Source organism: Bradyrhizobium sp. B039, from assembly GCF_038965675.1.
GTDB classification, from domain to species: domain Bacteria; phylum Pseudomonadota; class Alphaproteobacteria; order Rhizobiales; family Xanthobacteraceae; genus Bradyrhizobium; species Bradyrhizobium diazoefficiens.
Window position 1 is genome coordinate 5,400,698 of the sequence record NZ_CP152416.1, and the last position, 15,146, is coordinate 5,415,843.

The 15,146-nt window shown below is 65.2% G+C and carries 16 protein-coding genes; 7 read left to right on the forward strand and 9 right to left on the reverse strand.

All coding sequences use genetic code 11. From position 1 onward, the window contains the following. The first annotated feature begins 55 nt into the window (after positions 1-55). Positions 56-895 carry a GNAT family N-acetyltransferase gene (locus AAFG50_RS25470; RefSeq protein ID WP_028171446.1) on the forward strand — a complete coding sequence of 280 codons (840 nt, stop codon included), beginning with the start codon at positions 56-58 and terminating at the stop codon, positions 893-895. Here AAFG50_RS25470 and AAFG50_RS25475 read toward each other — a convergent pair. From AAFG50_RS25475 to AAFG50_RS25505, 7 genes are all read right to left on the reverse strand, one after another. Further along, positions 892-1,338, reverse strand: coding sequence for a hypothetical protein (locus AAFG50_RS25475; protein ID WP_028171445.1), 447 nt, complete (start codon positions 1,336-1,338; stop codon positions 892-894). The genes AAFG50_RS25470 and AAFG50_RS25475 overlap by 4 nt on opposite strands. Positions 1,339-1,569: 231 nt before the next feature. Then, positions 1,570-1,854 carry a hypothetical protein gene (locus tag AAFG50_RS25480; protein WP_028171444.1) on the reverse strand — a complete coding sequence of 95 codons (285 nt, stop codon included), beginning with the start codon at positions 1,852-1,854 and terminating at the stop codon, positions 1,570-1,572. A gap of 12 nt (positions 1,855-1,866) precedes the next feature. Beyond that, complete coding sequence (locus AAFG50_RS25485; RefSeq protein ID WP_011088053.1) at positions 1,867-2,328, reverse strand: minor curlin subunit; 462 nt, start codon at positions 2,326-2,328, stop codon at positions 1,867-1,869. Between the two features lie 44 nt (positions 2,329-2,372). Further along, the gene (locus tag AAFG50_RS25490; protein WP_039184716.1) at positions 2,373-2,795 is read right to left on the reverse strand and encodes a curlin; all 423 of its coding nucleotides are present in this window, start codon (positions 2,793-2,795) and stop codon (positions 2,373-2,375) included. A gap of 26 nt (positions 2,796-2,821) precedes the next feature. After that, complete coding sequence (locus tag AAFG50_RS25495) at positions 2,822-3,214, reverse strand: curlin (RefSeq protein ID WP_011088055.1); 393 nt, start codon at positions 3,212-3,214, stop codon at positions 2,822-2,824. 61 nt (positions 3,215-3,275) lie between these two features. After that, a complete protein-coding gene (locus AAFG50_RS25500; RefSeq protein ID WP_038967086.1) occupies positions 3,276-3,674 on the reverse strand; it encodes a hypothetical protein in 399 nt (132 codons plus the stop codon). A 166-nt stretch (positions 3,675-3,840) separates the two neighbouring features. Then, complete coding sequence (locus tag AAFG50_RS25505) at positions 3,841-4,500, reverse strand: response regulator (protein ID WP_028171442.1); 660 nt, start codon at positions 4,498-4,500, stop codon at positions 3,841-3,843. 599 nt (positions 4,501-5,099) lie between these two features. On the opposite strand from AAFG50_RS25505, the gene AAFG50_RS25510 reads away from it, so the two are divergent. The 5 genes from AAFG50_RS25510 to AAFG50_RS25530 all read left to right on the forward strand — a co-directional run bounded on the left by AAFG50_RS25510 (position 5,100) and on the right by AAFG50_RS25530 (position 11,578). Continuing rightward, positions 5,100-6,530, forward strand: coding sequence for an efflux RND transporter periplasmic adaptor subunit (locus tag AAFG50_RS25510; protein ID WP_011088058.1), 1,431 nt, complete (start codon positions 5,100-5,102; stop codon positions 6,528-6,530). Then, on the forward strand, positions 6,527-7,252 hold the full coding sequence (locus tag AAFG50_RS25515; protein ID WP_028171441.1) for an ABC transporter ATP-binding protein: 726 nt from the start codon (positions 6,527-6,529) through the stop codon (positions 7,250-7,252). The genes AAFG50_RS25510 and AAFG50_RS25515 overlap by 4 nt, the downstream gene beginning before the upstream one ends. After that, positions 7,249-8,472, forward strand: coding sequence for an ABC transporter permease (locus tag AAFG50_RS25520; RefSeq protein WP_011088060.1), 1,224 nt, complete (start codon positions 7,249-7,251; stop codon positions 8,470-8,472). The genes AAFG50_RS25515 and AAFG50_RS25520 overlap by 4 nt, the downstream gene beginning before the upstream one ends. A gap of 52 nt (positions 8,473-8,524) precedes the next feature. Continuing rightward, a complete protein-coding gene (locus AAFG50_RS25525; protein ID WP_028171440.1) occupies positions 8,525-8,842 on the forward strand; it encodes a LuxR C-terminal-related transcriptional regulator in 318 nt (105 codons plus the stop codon). Between the two features lie 870 nt (positions 8,843-9,712). After that, a complete protein-coding gene (locus AAFG50_RS25530; protein WP_028171439.1) occupies positions 9,713-11,578 on the forward strand; it encodes a nucleotide pyrophosphatase/phosphodiesterase family protein in 1,866 nt (621 codons plus the stop codon). Between the two features lie 36 nt (positions 11,579-11,614). Here the strand turns inward: AAFG50_RS25530 and AAFG50_RS25535 are convergent, their stop codons facing one another. Continuing rightward, entirely contained in the window at positions 11,615-12,187 is a 573-nt protein-coding gene (locus tag AAFG50_RS25535) for a hypothetical protein (RefSeq protein WP_028171438.1), read from the reverse strand. A gap of 392 nt (positions 12,188-12,579) precedes the next feature. On the opposite strand from AAFG50_RS25535, the gene AAFG50_RS25540 reads away from it, so the two are divergent. Then, positions 12,580-13,239 carry a peroxiredoxin gene (locus AAFG50_RS25540; RefSeq protein ID WP_011088064.1) on the forward strand — a complete coding sequence of 220 codons (660 nt, stop codon included), beginning with the start codon at positions 12,580-12,582 and terminating at the stop codon, positions 13,237-13,239. Between the two features lie 125 nt (positions 13,240-13,364). Here the strand turns inward: AAFG50_RS25540 and AAFG50_RS25545 are convergent, their stop codons facing one another. Continuing rightward, positions 13,365-15,095 carry a Cache 3/Cache 2 fusion domain-containing protein gene (locus AAFG50_RS25545; RefSeq protein WP_028171437.1) on the reverse strand — a complete coding sequence of 577 codons (1,731 nt, stop codon included), beginning with the start codon at positions 15,093-15,095 and terminating at the stop codon, positions 13,365-13,367. Positions 15,096-15,146: the final 51 nt, after the last annotated feature.

Genomic DNA, 15,146 nt, shown 5'->3' on the forward strand with positions numbered 1-15,146 from the left:
ATGAGGCCTTCTACCGCCAGACTTGCCGGCAGGTCCACCGTCGAAGGCATCCATGATGAGCGATTTGCAGATTCGCAATTTGCGCCCCGAGGAGATCTCGATCGCCGTCGACTGGGCCGCTGCCGAGGGCTGGAATCCGGGCCTCTCCGACGCCGCCTGCTTCGCGATATCAGACGCGCAAGGCTTCTTCGTCGGCGAGATCGACGGCGAGCCGGTCGCGACCGTCTCCTGTGTCAATTACGACGACCGCTTCGCCTTTCTCGGCTTCTACATCGTGCGTGAAAGTTTTCGCGGTTCCGGCCACGGCCTGCGCATCTGGAACGCGGCGATCGCGCATGCGCGCCCCCGCGTGATCGGCCTCGACGGCGTCGTGGCGCAGCAGGACAACTACAGAAAGTCCGGTTTCCAGCTTGCCTACGCCAATATCCGCTATGGCGGCAGCCTCACCGCGCCGCCGGCGCCTGCCGATATCATCGCGCTCGACAGAGTTCCGTTCGCGCTCGTCGAAGCCGACGACGCCACGGTGTTCCCAGCGCCGCGCAGCGCCTTCCTGCGCGCCTGGATCAACACATCAGGACATGTCGGCCGCGCGCTGCTGCGTGATGGCAAGCTTGCCGCATGGGGCGTGATCCGCCGGTGCCGGAGCGGCCACAAGATCGGCCCGCTCGTCGCCGATGATCGCGCCGCCGCGGAGAAGGTCGTGCAGGCGTTGCTGGCGAGTGCGGGCGGCGGCGAAGTCTTCCTCGATGTCCCCGCCGTCAATCGCGAGGCCATCGCGCTCGCGGAACAGCTCGGCCTCAAGCCGGTGTTCGAGACGGCGCGGATGTACACGGGGCCGATCGCGCCGCTGCGGATCGACCGCGTCTTCGGCGTGACCAGCTTTGAGCTGGGCTAGTAGCAGCGCATGATGTTGACGGTGTGCTCGCCGCCGCCGCGGCCGGGCACCGTCACCTGCTCCGTCGGGCAGCTCGGCACGTAGGGCCGGTCGGACGGCACCACGTTCGGCGGGAAGCGATGCGTCCAGTCCCAGGGAACGTCATAGGTATAGGTGTAGCGCACGTCGTTGGAGAGCGGCTGCCCGGCGTCGGCGAAGGGCTGGCCGTAGCCTGCGCCATCGTAGAAGAACCCGCCGCCGCCCGGCCAATAGACCCACGGCGTGTTGCGGCCGCGGAACCGGGCACCCGGCGCGATCGGCGGACGCATTGCCGCAGTCGGCGGCGCCGCAGCCAGCCCATGCGCAGCAACGCCGCCGGGCCTTGAAAAACTGTCGCTGGAAGAAAGGAGCAGCGCGGCTGCGCTGAGCGAGGCGAGCAGCGCCCCATATGATCTGGACATCATGATACGCACCAACTCGTTTGGCTTCGGCGGCTCCCCACCACACGCTAGGCCGGGCTGTCGCCCACCCGCAAACGTATAATTAATTGTTGGTTAAGACACGGGATTAACGGGGAACAAGGTGCGGCAGAACGCCCGGAAGTCCCGGCCTGTTTCAGCGACGTCGTTCCGGCCAACGCGGGTGGCCCGTCGTCCTTTCAGGGACGATGGGCCTCTCTGCGTCAGCAGGACGTGTCAGTGGTCTTGCTGGTGCTTGCGCAGCCAATCGAGCGTGTCCTGCGCATTTCCGGTGCCCTGCGTCACGATCGCGGTGTTTCCGCCGCTGCGCCGGTACACCGTGGTGCGCCCGGGCTCTTTCTCGATCCTGACCTCGGCCTGCGCGGGATCGCCGCTTTGCGTGATCGCCGCCGTCCCGTTTTCGTCCTGGACCACCGTGGTGTGACCGTCGCCGGCCCCGGCCGGCGCCATCGCAACCACGCTCATGAATCCTATTCCGGATGCGAGCAGAAGCAACCTCATGTCATCCCTCCATCATCGGCCGAACTGGAAGATCGCCAGCCAGTTGAAACGTCCGAACTGCCTCACCGCTCCCGAGTTCATGTCGCCGATCTGAAGCAGGAGCGCATTGGTGGAATTGCCGATCTGGGTGATGTCGGCGGTGTTGCTGAGGCCGGACTGACCGACCGCCGCGTTGGTGGTGCCGCCCATCTGGATCACGTTGGCATAGTTGCGCGTGCCGTTCTGGATGATGGTCGCATCCACCGTTCCCGATCCGCCGATCTGGATCACCCGCGCGATATTGACGCGGCTGTTCTCCTCGATCGTGACAGGCTGAACGTCGTTGCCGAATTGCACGATCGTCTCGATGCTCACGTTCGGGTTCGTCACGCTGCGCTGGATGGATCCGGCCGACGCCTGCGTCGCCGCGCCGATGGCGGCAAGCAACGCCGCCACGGCCAGAACCCGCTTCGAGACTTCTCTGCCGCTCCGCATCGCGCTTCCCCGCTGGTTCCCGACGCCGATGAGTTCGCGCGTCTTTACGGACCGGTCTGGACGATCGTCGACGTATTGACCGTGCTGAACTGCGCCACCGTGCCCGTGTTCATGGCCCCGAGTTGCGATACGAGACTGGTCGCCGACTGGCCGGTCTGGCCGACGAAGGCGAAATTGTTCATCCCGCCCTGCCCGATCGACGCCGAATTCGTCCCGCCGAATTGCAGGACGCCCGTGGCATTGTTGGTGCCGTTCTGGACAACGGTCGCGCTGGTGCTGCCGCCGACCATGAACACGCCCGCCATGTTGAGCTGACTGTTCTGGTTCAGCACGACCGGCGGGCCGCCGACCGACACGATGGTCTTGATGTCGGCGGTCTGGGCGCCGGCTGATCCGGCGCCGGCGCAGCACAAGGCGAACATTGCGGCGCAGCTGCTTGCCAAGAGGCGTTTCGAGAGACGTTTCATGACGTGCCTCACCACTTCAGAATTGCTCACGGAGTCTGCTGGAGAATCGTCGAGCCGTTCAGGATGCCGAGCTGCCCGACGCCTGCCGTGTTGTTCGCGCCGATCTGACCGATCAGGCTCGAATTGGAGCCGCCGACCTGGCCGGTCAGCGCCGTGTTGGACGCCGTCGCGGTCGTGCCGCCCTGCCCGGTCACCGCGGTGTTGACGGTGAGGAGCGAGCCCGTCTGCAAGGTGGTCGCCGTATTGGTCGCACCGAACTGCAACGTCGTGGCGTTGTTGCTGGTCGAGCCCGTCTGCGAGATGAAGGAGCTGTTGGTCGTGCCGAACTGCAGCACGCTGGCCGAGTTGCCGGCCTGGGCATCGACGGTGGTCAGTGCACTGAGCGCGATGGCCGTCGCAACGAGATAGGTGATCCGCATGTCATGTTCCTCCGCGAGAATTGGCCGGACGCGCCGTGACGCATCCGGCCGACGAGATGGTTCAGTGCGCCGTCTGCGAGACGGTGCTCGTGTTGATGCCGAAGCTGAGCTGGCCGACGCTGGCGGAGTTGTTCTGGAGCGCGGGCGGCCCGAACGAATTCTGGGTGATCGCGCTGCCGTTGTTGCCGAAGGCCACCTGGCCGGTGGTCGCCGAGTTCTGCACGCCGGCCTGGTTCACAGTGCTGACGTTGTTGAGCGACGGCGAGCTGGTGCCCTGCATGGTGGACGCACCGTTCAGGATGCCGATCTGGGTCGTCGACGAACTGTCGTTGGTGAGGCCGTTCTGCGTGACGCTCGAACCGTTCACCAAGCCGACCTGCACCGTGGTCGAAGTATTGGCGGCCTGGGCCGCGGAAGACAGAGCGAGCACGGCAACGGAAGCAAAAAACAATTTGCGCATGGAGTATCCCTTTCTGGCCAAGTTGTCTGACTGGTTTCGGATGCTGGTCCTGAATGCGACCGACATCGTGGGATGACTCTGAACCGGTCGCGGCGATCGCGACAGACTGCAGTTCATGCTAATCGGTACGGACTAGACGAAGCGCTGCATGTCGCCACGCGCAGCCTCAGGTTTGCGGCTGTCCTGCACCGGAGCGCGCCGTCTCCGCTTCGCGTCCCATGCTGTCGATCAGCCGCGCCACCTCGATCGGCGAACGCAGCTCGAGCTTTCGCATCATCCGGGCGCGATGGACCTTCACCGTCACTTCGCTCACGCCAAGCCTCGCCGCGATCTGCTTGGCGACAAGCCCCTCGGCCATCAGCAGCATGATCTCGCGCTCCCTCGCCGTCAGCGTCTCGATGCGCAGGCGGGCCTCGCGCACGGCGTATTCGCGTTCCATCCGCCTGCGGTCGCGCTCGATGCCATGCCTGATCGCATCGAGGATCTCCTGCTCGCGAAAGGGTTTTGGTAGAAACTCGACCGCGCCGCGCTTCATCGCCTCGACCGAGACACGGACGTCTGAGTGGCCGCTGATGAAGACGATCGGAATCGGCACGCCCGTCTCGGCGAGCCGGCGCTGCAGCTCGAGACCGGTCGGCGAGGTCCCGGGAAAGCGAACGTCGAGCACGAGGCACGAAGGCCCGCCGGAAAGTCTCTCCGCGAGAAATTCGTCGGTCGACGCAAACAATCTCACCTGGTGTCCGGTCTCCTCGCAGAGACTTCCAATCGCAGTTCGAATCTGAACCTCGTCGTCAACGACGTAAACGGTGGCTTGACCTGAGCTCATGGCAGACGGACTCCCCGGCTTGGGGCTCGATGAGCAAGCAGCGAGCCATCCATTCTTCTTGCAAGCGAGAACAAGGTGCTTGGTTGAATTCGCGGGGATCGAACGAATGGCGTCGGTCCACCGGTTCGACGTCTTAGGGCCAACACTCCGTGAAGACGAGTGAAGGCGTTCACATATCGGGCTTCGTGATTGCAGAGATTCGATCTCGCCACCGGCGGCATCACGGCGAGGCGCGTTATCGCGAATGAAGCAATCCGCCGTCGTCGCCGCGGTATCGCCGACTGCGTCATGGCGTCGCCACCCATACGCCGACTTGAACGCCGGCGACTGGCCGCATCGGCCAGATCATACGGGACGTTCAGTCAGCCTATCGAGTTCGATACCGCGCGCAACCTTTGGCATACGCCGGGTATACATTTCACGCAAATCACGAAAAGTCGCACCCCCGCACTTTACTTCTGGATCGCTCAGCGCACCCGACCGTCGCCCCGGCAACGACGACATACTGACGATCGATATTGCTTTTGACAATTTACAACCATAGCGCGATCTCGCTCCGCGCCGCCAACGAAGCCATTTCAAGCAGGCGAGTTTTTGATATGCGATTTGTGCCAATTATTGCCGTGCTTGGAACTGCATGCGGCCTTGCCGCGGTCTTCGCCGCGGAGCCGGCCGTCATCGCCGGCGCCGCCGGGAGCGCGGCAGACACGGCGGCTCACGCCTACGACTCGACGAAACGGCTGCTCGTGCCCGGCGGGCGCGAAGCTTCGGCCTTCGGGTCGGATGCGCCGATGTTCCGCTATGCCGCGATCCAGCGCGGCAGCATCGAGCAGACCGTCACCGTCACCGGCGCGCTGCAGCCGGTCAAGACGATCGAGGTCGGTTCCCAGCTGTCCGGGCAGCTCGCCCGGGTCTATGTCGACTTCAACGACACCGTCGCCAAGGACCAGCCGCTCGCCCTGATCGATCCGCGCAGCTTCGCGGCCAAGGTCGACGAAGCCAGGGCTTCCCTGGCGGTCGCCAATTCCCTGGTCGACATCGCGCGCGCCAAGCTCGATCGCGCCAGGATCGATCTGCAGAACGCCAGGGGCAGCCGGGACGTGCTCGCCGCCAAGCTCGAGAGCGCGCAAGCCGTCAAGGCCTCGGCGCAGAGGACCCTGCAGCGCAAGCTGGCGCTGCAGTCGCAGAACGTGGTGGCGACGACGACGGTCGACGACGCGCAGACCGAGTTCACGGCACGGCTGGCCCAGGAGCGCGAGGCCGAGGTCCTGATGTCGCTCAATTCCTACTCCGTGGACGGCGCGCAGGCCGACGTCCGCCGGATCGAGGCCGAGCTGCAACAGGCCCGAATGGCGGTGCCGGAGAAGGCGGCCGTTCTCGCCGCGGCCCAGGCCGATCTCGACCGCACCGTGATCCGCTCGCCGATCGACGGCGTCGTCGTCGGCAGGTTCGTCAACGAGGGCCAGACGCTCGCGGTCGGCCTGGAGTCGCGCACCACCTTCGTGGTCGCCCACCGGCTGGAAGACATGGAGATTCACGCCCAGGTCGACGAGGCCGATATCGGCCGCATCGCCTCCGGCCAGCGCGCCCATTTCACGGTGGATGCCTACCCCGACCGCCGCTTCGAGGCCGTGGTGCGGCAGGTGCGCAAGGCGCCGCAGAACCAGCAGCACGTCGTCACCTACACCGTCGTGCTGTCGACCTCCAACCTCGACGGCGCGCTGCTGCCCGGCATGACTGCCCTGGTGAAGATCGTGATCGAGCGGCAGGACGACGTGCTGAAGGTGCCGCTCGCCGCGCTGCGTTTCCAGCCGTCCGGCGCACGTCCGGACCCGACCACCGCGCACAGCGGCGTGTGGGTGCGCACCGCCGGCGGCTCGCTCCGGCGTATTGCGGTGACGGTCGGCGCCTCCGGCACCGAACAGGTCGCACTCAAGAGCGGCGACCTCGTCGAAGGCAGCCAGGTCGCCGTCGGCCAGGCCATCCGGCCGGCAGGCATGGAGTTTCTCGGAATCAGGTTCGGATCATGACCGCCCCCCTGCCCCTCATCAGTCTCCGGTCCGTATCCAGGACCTATCACACCGACGGGGTCGCAGTGGCCGCGGTGCGCAACGTCAGCTTCGACATCGCACAGGGCGAGATCGTCGCAGTGATGGGACCGTCGGGCTCCGGCAAGTCGACGCTGATGAACATGATCGGGCTGCTCGACCTGCCGAGCGAAGGCGAGGTCCATCTCGAGGGAGCCAATGTCGCCGGGCTCTCGGAAGATCGCCGGTCGTCCCTGCGCGCCCGCAGCATCGGCTTCGTGTTCCAGTCCTACAATCTGCTCGCACGCCATAATGCGATCGAGAACGTCGCACTGCCGCTGGTCTATTGCGGCATCGGTCGCAAGGACCGCCTGGCGCGAGCCGAAGCGAGCCTTCAGGCCGTCGGCATGCTGCACCGGGCTCATCACTTTCCGCGGCAGCTCTCGGGCGGCGAGCAGCAGCGCGTCGCGATCGCGCGTGCACTGATCGCCTCCCCGCTGATCGTGCTCGCCGACGAGCCGACCGGCGCGCTCGACAGCCGCACCGGCGCCGAAATCCTGGCGCTGTTCGCCGCGCTCAACCGGACCGGCCAGACCATCGTGATGATCACGCACGACCCCGGCATCGCGACGCGGTGCCGGCGCACGATCCGCCTGCACGACGGCGAGCTCGTCAGCGACGAGACGGTGGCCCCGCTGCTGCCGAAACGGAGCGCTGTGTCATGACGATGCTCCAGGGCTTTCAGATCGCCCTGCACGCCTTGCGCCTCAATCCATTGCGCAGCTTCCTCACCATGCTCGGCATCGTGATCGGCGTCGCCTCGATCGTGACGGTGTTTGCGATCGGGTCCGGCGCGCAGCTTCGCCTCCAGGAGCAGATCCGCTCGATCGGCGCCAACGTGCTGATGATCACGCCGGGCGCGGTCTATCAGGGCGGCGTGCGCCTGAAGGACGGCAGCAAGCTGACGATGACCGAGAGCGACGTGCAGGCCATCATCGAGCAGATCCCGGAGATCCAGGCCGCGGCCGGCTCGATCGCCGGAACGGCGCAGGTCATCCACGAGAGCAAGAACTGGAATACGACCATCAACGGCACGACGACCGGTCACTTCATGGTGCGCGACTGGCAGCTCGCGGCCGGGCGCTATTTCTCCGGCACCGAAGAGACCGGTGCCGGCAAGGTCGTGATCCTCGGCAGCACCGTCGCGCGCGAGCTGTTCGCGCCCGGCGACGATCCGATCGGCGCGCAGATCAGGATCATGAAGGTGCCGCTCGAAGTCGTCGGCGTGCTCGATCGCAAGGGCCCGGCGCAGGACGACGTCGCTTTCGTCCCCCTCACCACGGCCAAGCTGCGCTTCCTTGGCAGCGCGAGCAACATCAACCGGGATTCGGTCGCCTACATCATCGCCAAGGTGGCCGCGGACAGTCAGATGGCGGGCGCGCGATCGGAGATCGAAAGCCTGCTGCGGCAGCGCCACCGCATCCCCGCCGGCCAGGAGGACGACTTCAAGGTCCAGGATCCGGCCGCCGCCATGGAAGCGCAGCAGGGCGCGATCCGCACCGTGGCGCTCCTGCTCGTCGCCATCGCCTCGGTCTCGCTGCTCGTCGGCGGCATCAGCATCATGAATGTCATGATCGTGTCGGTTACGGAGCGCACGCGGGAGATCGGAATCCGCCGCGCGCTTGGCGGCCGGATGCGGGACATCAGACTCCAGTTCCTCTGCGAGGCACTCGTCCTCTGCCTGCTCGGCGGCGCCATCGGGGTTGCCGGCGGCATCACACTCTCGATGACCGTCGCCCGTATGGCCGGATGGATCACCTCGATCGACGGCGAAGCGATCGGCCTTGCCCTCGTCTTCTCGATCGCGACCGGCCTGATCTTCGGTTTCTACCCCGCCCACAAGGCATCCAGGCTGAGCCCGATCGAGGCGCTCAAGACGGAGTGAGAAGATGCCGGGGGGCGGCCACGTCAACCAGAAGACCAGGGAGGAGCCAGTCATGAGCCCGGATCCGAAGGATTCGATTACACCGACGCCGCGCGAGCGTGAGCTGATGATGCTGATCGCGCGGGGCATGCAGAACAAGAACATCGCCTACGAGCTCAGGATCTCGGAGAACACGGTGCGGGCGCATATCGGCAACATCATGCGTAAATACCGTCTCCAGAACCGGACCCAGATCGCGATCATCTATGCACTCAAGACGGCCCCGCTTTCGCTGCGGCGCGATCGGACCAGGAGCGGAGCCGACCCGGCGTCCGTCAAGCCGGCACAGGCCCTCGCGCAGACTCCGCGGGTGACGACCGCGCCGGAATAAGTGTCCCGGCCACAACCCCTTGTGCACCCCGTCGGGCAAAACACCCAAGACCGGGGTCAAGCGACCGGCATCGAAATAATTCTGTTTATTAGAATTCGGATTTTTGTTAGACATTATTCACTCCGGCCCAAGGAAGAGGGGCGTATCGCGATCGTCACGACACGCGGGCCGGGCAGCGGTGGACGCAGGCTTCACTGGCGCGAAGGCTTCGCAGGGCGGAGAGCCGTGAGCGAAAAGCGTCGCGCGCACGACCGGTGCAGCTTGCGTACGGCAAAATCGTGTGGTCCTGACGCCCGGGGTCTGTGCGTCAAGTCTTGCGGTGATGTTGCGGCCCGACCGGGTACGCGCATCAGCCATCCGCAGGGCGACGGGGGCAATAGTGCATCGCTCCCCGGGGAGCTCACGACATAAGCCGTTCCAACCATCCGCGCAGGGAAGGCCGGGATGTCTCCGGTTGCCCTGTTTCCCGCTGTGCATTGTAGCGCAACCTGCTCTTGGCATAGCGGTCAATGGGAGCCAGCCGGCTCCCGGCCTTCCCTGCGCCCTCTTTCCTTGATGAGGGTGAAGTGACAAAGCAGAACTCGGGCGAAACAAGCCGCGAGGATGCGGAGGTGTGTCTGCGGGGTTGTAGGATGGGTAGAGCGAAGCGAAACCCATCACCTTTCGTCTACGGGGAAGCATGATGGGTTTCGCAAGTGCTCTACCCATCCTACGAGCTGCGTCGCGTCCGGGACACGAGGGTGTTGCCGTCCCCCTCCCCATCCCTCTTGCACTAGTAACAGGCCTTGTAACAAAACTGTCATCCAGCAAAACTAAACGATGGCAGGGCCGCGGTCGCGGCCTTGCCGCCTCACCGTTAGGAGAGATTTGATGCGCCGTTCACTGGTGTTGCTGTCCGCCGGACTGACAGTGCTGTCCACCGGACTTTCCGCTGGACTTGCCTCCGCCCAAAACAACACCCCCCGCAACCTCATCCTGTTCATCCCGGACGGGCTGCGCGCGCTGAAGGTCACCCCTGAAACGGCGCCCGCGATGGCCGAGGTCCGCGACAAGGGCGTCAACTTCAAGAACCCGCATTCCCTCTTCCCGACCTTCACCATGGCCAACGGCTCGGCGATGTCGACCGGCCATTATCTCGGTGACACCGGCGTGTTCTCCAACACGATCTGGACCAACTACACCTCCGTCCCCGCCGGTGACACCGTGGTTCCCTTCATCGAGAACGACGCCGTGCTCGGCGACATCGACGAGCATTTCAAGGGCGACTATCTCAACGAAGAGACCATTCTGAAAATGGCCCGCGACAAGGGGCTGAGCACGGCGGCGATCGGCAAGGTCGGCCCGACCTACCAGTTCGACCACACCGACAAGCCCGAGAAGCCCGGCCTGCATTCGGTCGTGTTCGACGACTCAACCGGCGGCAAGAACGGCGTGGCGCTGTCGGACGAGGTGAAGGCGGCGCTGACCAAGGCCGGCCTGCCCCTTGCGACGCCCCCGCGCGGCGACAACAGCAAGGCCGGCGATGCCAAGACGCCCGGCACCACCGTCGCCAACGTCGCGCAGCAGGCCTATTTCGCCGACGTCGCCGCCAAGGTGGTGCTGCCGATGTTCAAGGCGCGCAACAAGCCGTTCGTCCTGGTGTTCTGGTCGCGCGACCCTGACGGCAGCCAGCACAACACCGGCGACAGCCTCAACCAGATCATGCCCGGCATCAACGGGCCGACCTCGATGGCCGGCATCAGGAACGCCGACAACAACCTCGCCCAGCTCCGCAAGGCGCTCGACGAGCTCGGGCTCGCCGCCTCGACCAACATCATCATCTCGGCCGACCACGGCTTCTCGACGATCTCCAAGGAGAGCAAGACCAGCCCGTCGGCCAAGGTCAGCTATGACGACACGCCGAAGGACTTCTTGCCGATGGGCTTCCTGGCGCTCGACCTTGCCAAAGCGCTCGAGCTGCCGCTGTTCGACCCCAACGACAAGAATGCGAAGGTCGAGGGCAACAAGCATCCCAAGGCCGGCAACGGCGTGCTCGGCAAGGATCCGGAGAAGCCCGACCTCGTCGTCGCCACCAATGGCGGCTCGGACCTGGTCTACCTGCCGAGCAAGGACAAGAAGCTCGCGGCGAAAACGATCAAGGCCCTGCTCGAGCAGGATTACGTCTCCGGCCTGTTCGTCGAGGACTCGCTCGGCCGCTTCCCCGGCACGCTGCCGCTGTCGAGCCTCAACCTGCGCGGCAAGTCGGCGACGCCGACGCCGTCGATCGTCGTCAACTTCCGCTCCTATGCCAGCGATTGCGGCGAGGCGCCGACCAACTGCTCGGTGCAGGTCGCCGACACCGTGCTGCGCCAGGGCCAGGGCATGCATGGCAGCTTCAGCCGCGGCGACACCATGAACTTCATGGCCGCGATCGGACCGGATTTCAAAGCCGGCTATGTCAGCCTGATCCCGGTCAGCAATGCCGACGTCGGCATGACGGCCGCCCAGCTGATGGGCCTGCGCGGCGCACACAACGGCGGCCTGATCGGCCGCGTGATGTCGGAGGCCCTGCCCAACGGCATCGTGCCGAAGGCATTCAAGGGCGTCGAGAAGTCGAAGATGTCCGAGAACGGCCTTCAGACCGTGCTCAACCTCCAGCGCGTCGGCAGCCAGCGCTATTTCGACGCCGCCGGCTTCCCGGGCCGCACGCTCGGACTCGAGCCGGACGCCGGCAAACAAAAAACGGCGGGGAAATAACCCCGCCGCTTGTTCGCGTCTTCAAGAGACGCAAATTTACATGCCGATGTCGAACACGTTCGGCAATTGGCCCGCCAGAGGCAGCGCGGTGGCGCCCAGGAAGGTCGCCACCATCGCCATCAGGCGACGATTGTTCTGGCGCTTGCCGCGCATCTGGCCGGCGATCCACTCCAGCATCTCGCTGTTGACCTTGGAGGCATAGGACGGCGCCCAGCTCTCGATCTCGGTGTCGGCCGACAGCGCAACGCTGCGCGGCGGCACCTTCAGGCCCGAGGCGCTTGCGGCGTAGTGAGCCACGGCCTTGGCAAGCAGGTCGTCGAACCGGCCGCCGTCGGTGCGCTCGGTCGCGGCCTCGTTGATCTCGAACAGCGTCTCGGCTTCGGCGCGGCTGACCGGCTGGTCGTTGACGGCGGTGGCGGTCAGGATGCGCGTGCACCAGGCGGTGTCATCGGCATCGAGCGAGCGGGAGAAGTGCACCCGCCCCTTGGTGGTCGGGCCTTCGCCCGTGATCACGCCGTCGCGCACGATGGAGAGAGCATGAGCCGCGGTATCGCGGCAGGACGGTTCGAGGGACGGCGACTCAACAGACTTAGGCGCAGCGGCAGACATAGTTCACTTCCAGATTTCTTCTGACCGACCAGCATTTTCATGCGGGCGTAAAGGGGTGGTTAATGATTCGATACGGGGATCGCGACTTTTCTCAATGGTTGCCGATTAGTCGCTATGAGGACCATTTCGGTTCCGGAGAGCGTCGGGCGGGCGTGATGCGGGTCATAAAAGGCTTTATCGGGGCAATCGAGACCGTGAGGCCCCGGTGGAGATGTTTCGCCGCAGGTGCCGCTGTAACAGAAAAGTGCTAGGAGATCGGCTCTTCAGAGAAGGAATTCACATTTTACTTCAAGCGGTTCAGTCAACGTTCACTTAGCCTCGCCAAGCCCCTATACTGACGGCGACGGCCAGAGACAAATTCTCAAGCAAATTCAATGTGATGAGGTAGAACCATGACACTTCCGATCGGCACCACCGCCCCCGACTTCGAAGCTGAGACGACCGAAGGGAAGATCAAGTTCCACGATTGGATCGGCAACAGCTGGGCACTGCTGTTCTCGCACCCCAAGGACTTCACGCCGGTTTGTACGACCGAGCTCGGCGCACTGGCCAAGCTGAAGCCGGAATTCGACAAGCGCGGCGTCAAGCTGATGGGCCTCTCGGTCGATCCGGTCGATCGCCACGCGAAGTGGTCTGAGGACATCAAGGAGACGCAAGGGGCGGCTCCGAACTATCCGATGATCGGCGACACCGACTTCAACGTCTCCAAGCTCTACGAGATGCTGCCGGCCTCGACCTCGGGCGATCCCCTCACCCGCACGCCGGCCGACAACCAGACCGTCCGCAACGTCTTCATCATCGGGCCGGACAAGAAGATCAAGCTGGTGCTGGTCTATCCGATGACGACGGGGCGGAACTTCCAGGAGATCCTGCGCGTCGTCGACTCGCTCCAGCTCACCGCCAAGCACCGCGTCGCAACCCCGGCCGACTGGACGCAGGGCGAGGACGTCATCATCGCAGGCTCGGTCTCCAACGACGAGGCCAAGACGATCTACCCGCAGGGCTGGAAAGAGCCGAAGCCCTACATCCGGATCGTGCCGCAGCCGAAGTGACTTTTGGCGGTCGCGAATAGCGACCGCCAAAAGTCATCCCGGGATGGTCCGAAGGACCAGACCCGGGATCTCGAGATTCCGGGCTCGGTGCTGACGCCCCGCCCCGGAATGACCGCGTTGGAGCCCTACGCCGCGTGAACGCGCTCGAGGAAGCCGTCGACCTCGGCCTTCAGATGCAGGCTCTCGCCCGACAGCGCCTGCGCGGAGGCAAACATCCGGCTCGACGTCTCGCCGGTCTCGCTTGCGCCCTTGGCGGCGTGACGGACGTTGACGGCGACCTCGGCCGTACCCGAGACCGCGGCGCGAACGCTGGCCACGATGTTGTGGGTGGCGCTCTTCTGCTGCTCGACCGCAGCCGAGATCGAGCCGGCGATGCCACTGATGCGCTCGATGGTCTGGCTGATCGCCCTGATGGCGGCGACCGATTCCTCGGTCGCAAGCTGCATGCTGGCGATCTGGTTCGAGATCTCGTCGGTCGCCTTGGCGGTCTGGCCGGCGAGCGTCTTGACCTCCTGAGCCACGACCGCAAAGCCGCGGCCGGCATCGCCGGCACGCGCGGCTTCGATGGTGGCGTTCAGCGCCAGGAGGTTGGTCTGCTCGGCGATCGAGGTGATCAGCTTGACGACGTCTCCGATGCGCGTGCCCGCCTCGGAGAGCTGCGCGATGCGCTGGTCGGTGACCTCGGCCTGCCTCACCGCCTCGGCGGAGATCTCGTTCGATTCCTGCACTCTCCGGGTGATCTCGGAGATCGACTGGCTCAGCTCGTCGGAGGCTGACGCCGCCGAACGCACGTGCTCGGAGGCGTCCTCGGACGCCCCGGCCGACTGTGCGGACAGATCGGCGGTCGAGCGTGCGGTGTCGGTCAATTGCCGCGCCACCCGCTCGAACTCGCCTGACGACGTCAGCACCTTGTCGAGGATGCCGCCGACGCTGCCGCGGAACTGCTCGACGAAGTTGCGCAGGTCGGCCTTGCGCTGCTCGACTGCGGCAGCCGAAGCCGCCGCCTGCTCGCTGCGCATGCGGGCGCGCTCCAGCGAATTGCTCTTGAACACCGCGACGGTGCGGGCGATCTCGCCGATCTCGTCGGCGCGATCCTCGCAATCGATCTCGACATCGCTCTGGCCGTTCGCCAGCGCCGTGAGCGAGCGCGTGACCGAGGTCAGCGGCCGGGTGACACGGCGGACGATCAGCAGGGTGAGGATTAGAACCAGCAGCGCGGCGAACCCGGCGGCGGCGGCCATGCTCGAGATCGCCTGGGTCAGCATGCTCTCGAACTGGGCCATTGGGATGCCGACGTAGAGAATGCCGGCGACCTTCCCGGTCGCGTCCGCGACCGGGAAATAGGCGGTCATGAAGGACTTGCCGAACAGAACGGCCGGGCCCTTGTAGGCCTCGCCACGGCGCAAGCCGGCCTGCGCCGGATGATCGGCGGCAAGCTGGGTGCCGACGGCGCGGTCGCCATTCTCCTTCTTCACATTGGTCGAGCGACGGACGAACTGCCCGCTCGCCTCGTCGAACACGAACAGGGTTGCGTTGCCCCCGACATAGGACACCGCGCGGTCGACGATGGCGTGATCCCTAAATTCGGGCATCTTGGGTATCTCGGCGCGCGCGACCGCGCCATCCCGCACGGTGATCTTGGCGTCGGGCACGATCTCGGCAAAGGCCAGCGCCAGCGTGCGCAGATTGACCTCGATGTCGCGCAGCGCGCGGTCATTGAAGGCGTTGGTCAGCGACCAATAGCCGGCGCCAACCACGAGCGCCGTGTTTACGGCGATCAGCAGCACGGCGCACAGGACGGCCTTGGTGCCAAGTTTGAACTGCGGCAGGAACTTCGCCGTCGAAAGGCTGGACATGAATGGAATGACCCCCGTAATTCCTGCATAATCGTGCAAGGGGCTTACGGC

Coding starts and splice junctions, on each gene's coding strand:
- AAFG50_RS25500 (WP_038967086.1), bottom strand. CDS start 3,674: ATGCGCAAATTGTTTTTTGCTTCCGTTGCCGTGCTCGCTCTGTCTTCC.
- AAFG50_RS25530 (WP_028171439.1), top strand. CDS start 9,713: ATGCGCCGTTCACTGGTGTTGCTGTCCGCCGGACTGACAGTGCTGTCC.
- AAFG50_RS25490 (WP_039184716.1), bottom strand. CDS start 2,795: ATGAAACGTCTCTCGAAACGCCTCTTGGCAAGCAGCTGCGCCGCAATG.
- AAFG50_RS25470 (WP_028171446.1), top strand. CDS start 56: ATGAGCGATTTGCAGATTCGCAATTTGCGCCCCGAGGAGATCTCGATC.
- AAFG50_RS25525 (WP_028171440.1), top strand. CDS start 8,525: ATGAGCCCGGATCCGAAGGATTCGATTACACCGACGCCGCGCGAGCGT.
- AAFG50_RS25520 (WP_011088060.1), top strand. CDS start 7,249: ATGACGATGCTCCAGGGCTTTCAGATCGCCCTGCACGCCTTGCGCCTC.
- AAFG50_RS25475 (WP_028171445.1), bottom strand. CDS start 1,338: ATGATGTCCAGATCATATGGGGCGCTGCTCGCCTCGCTCAGCGCAGCC.
- AAFG50_RS25535 (WP_028171438.1), bottom strand. CDS start 12,187: ATGTCTGCCGCTGCGCCTAAGTCTGTTGAGTCGCCGTCCCTCGAACCG.
- AAFG50_RS25510 (WP_011088058.1), top strand. CDS start 5,100: ATGCGATTTGTGCCAATTATTGCCGTGCTTGGAACTGCATGCGGCCTT.
- AAFG50_RS25545 (WP_028171437.1), bottom strand. CDS start 15,095: ATGTCCAGCCTTTCGACGGCGAAGTTCCTGCCGCAGTTCAAACTTGGC.
- AAFG50_RS25480 (WP_028171444.1), bottom strand. CDS start 1,854: ATGAGGTTGCTTCTGCTCGCATCCGGAATAGGATTCATGAGCGTGGTT.
- AAFG50_RS25505 (WP_028171442.1), bottom strand. CDS start 4,500: ATGAGCTCAGGTCAAGCCACCGTTTACGTCGTTGACGACGAGGTTCAG.
- AAFG50_RS25495 (WP_011088055.1), bottom strand. CDS start 3,214: ATGCGGATCACCTATCTCGTTGCGACGGCCATCGCGCTCAGTGCACTG.
- AAFG50_RS25540 (WP_011088064.1), top strand. CDS start 12,580: ATGACACTTCCGATCGGCACCACCGCCCCCGACTTCGAAGCTGAGACG.
- AAFG50_RS25515 (WP_028171441.1), top strand. CDS start 6,527: ATGACCGCCCCCCTGCCCCTCATCAGTCTCCGGTCCGTATCCAGGACC.
- AAFG50_RS25485 (WP_011088053.1), bottom strand. CDS start 2,328: ATGCGGAGCGGCAGAGAAGTCTCGAAGCGGGTTCTGGCCGTGGCGGCG.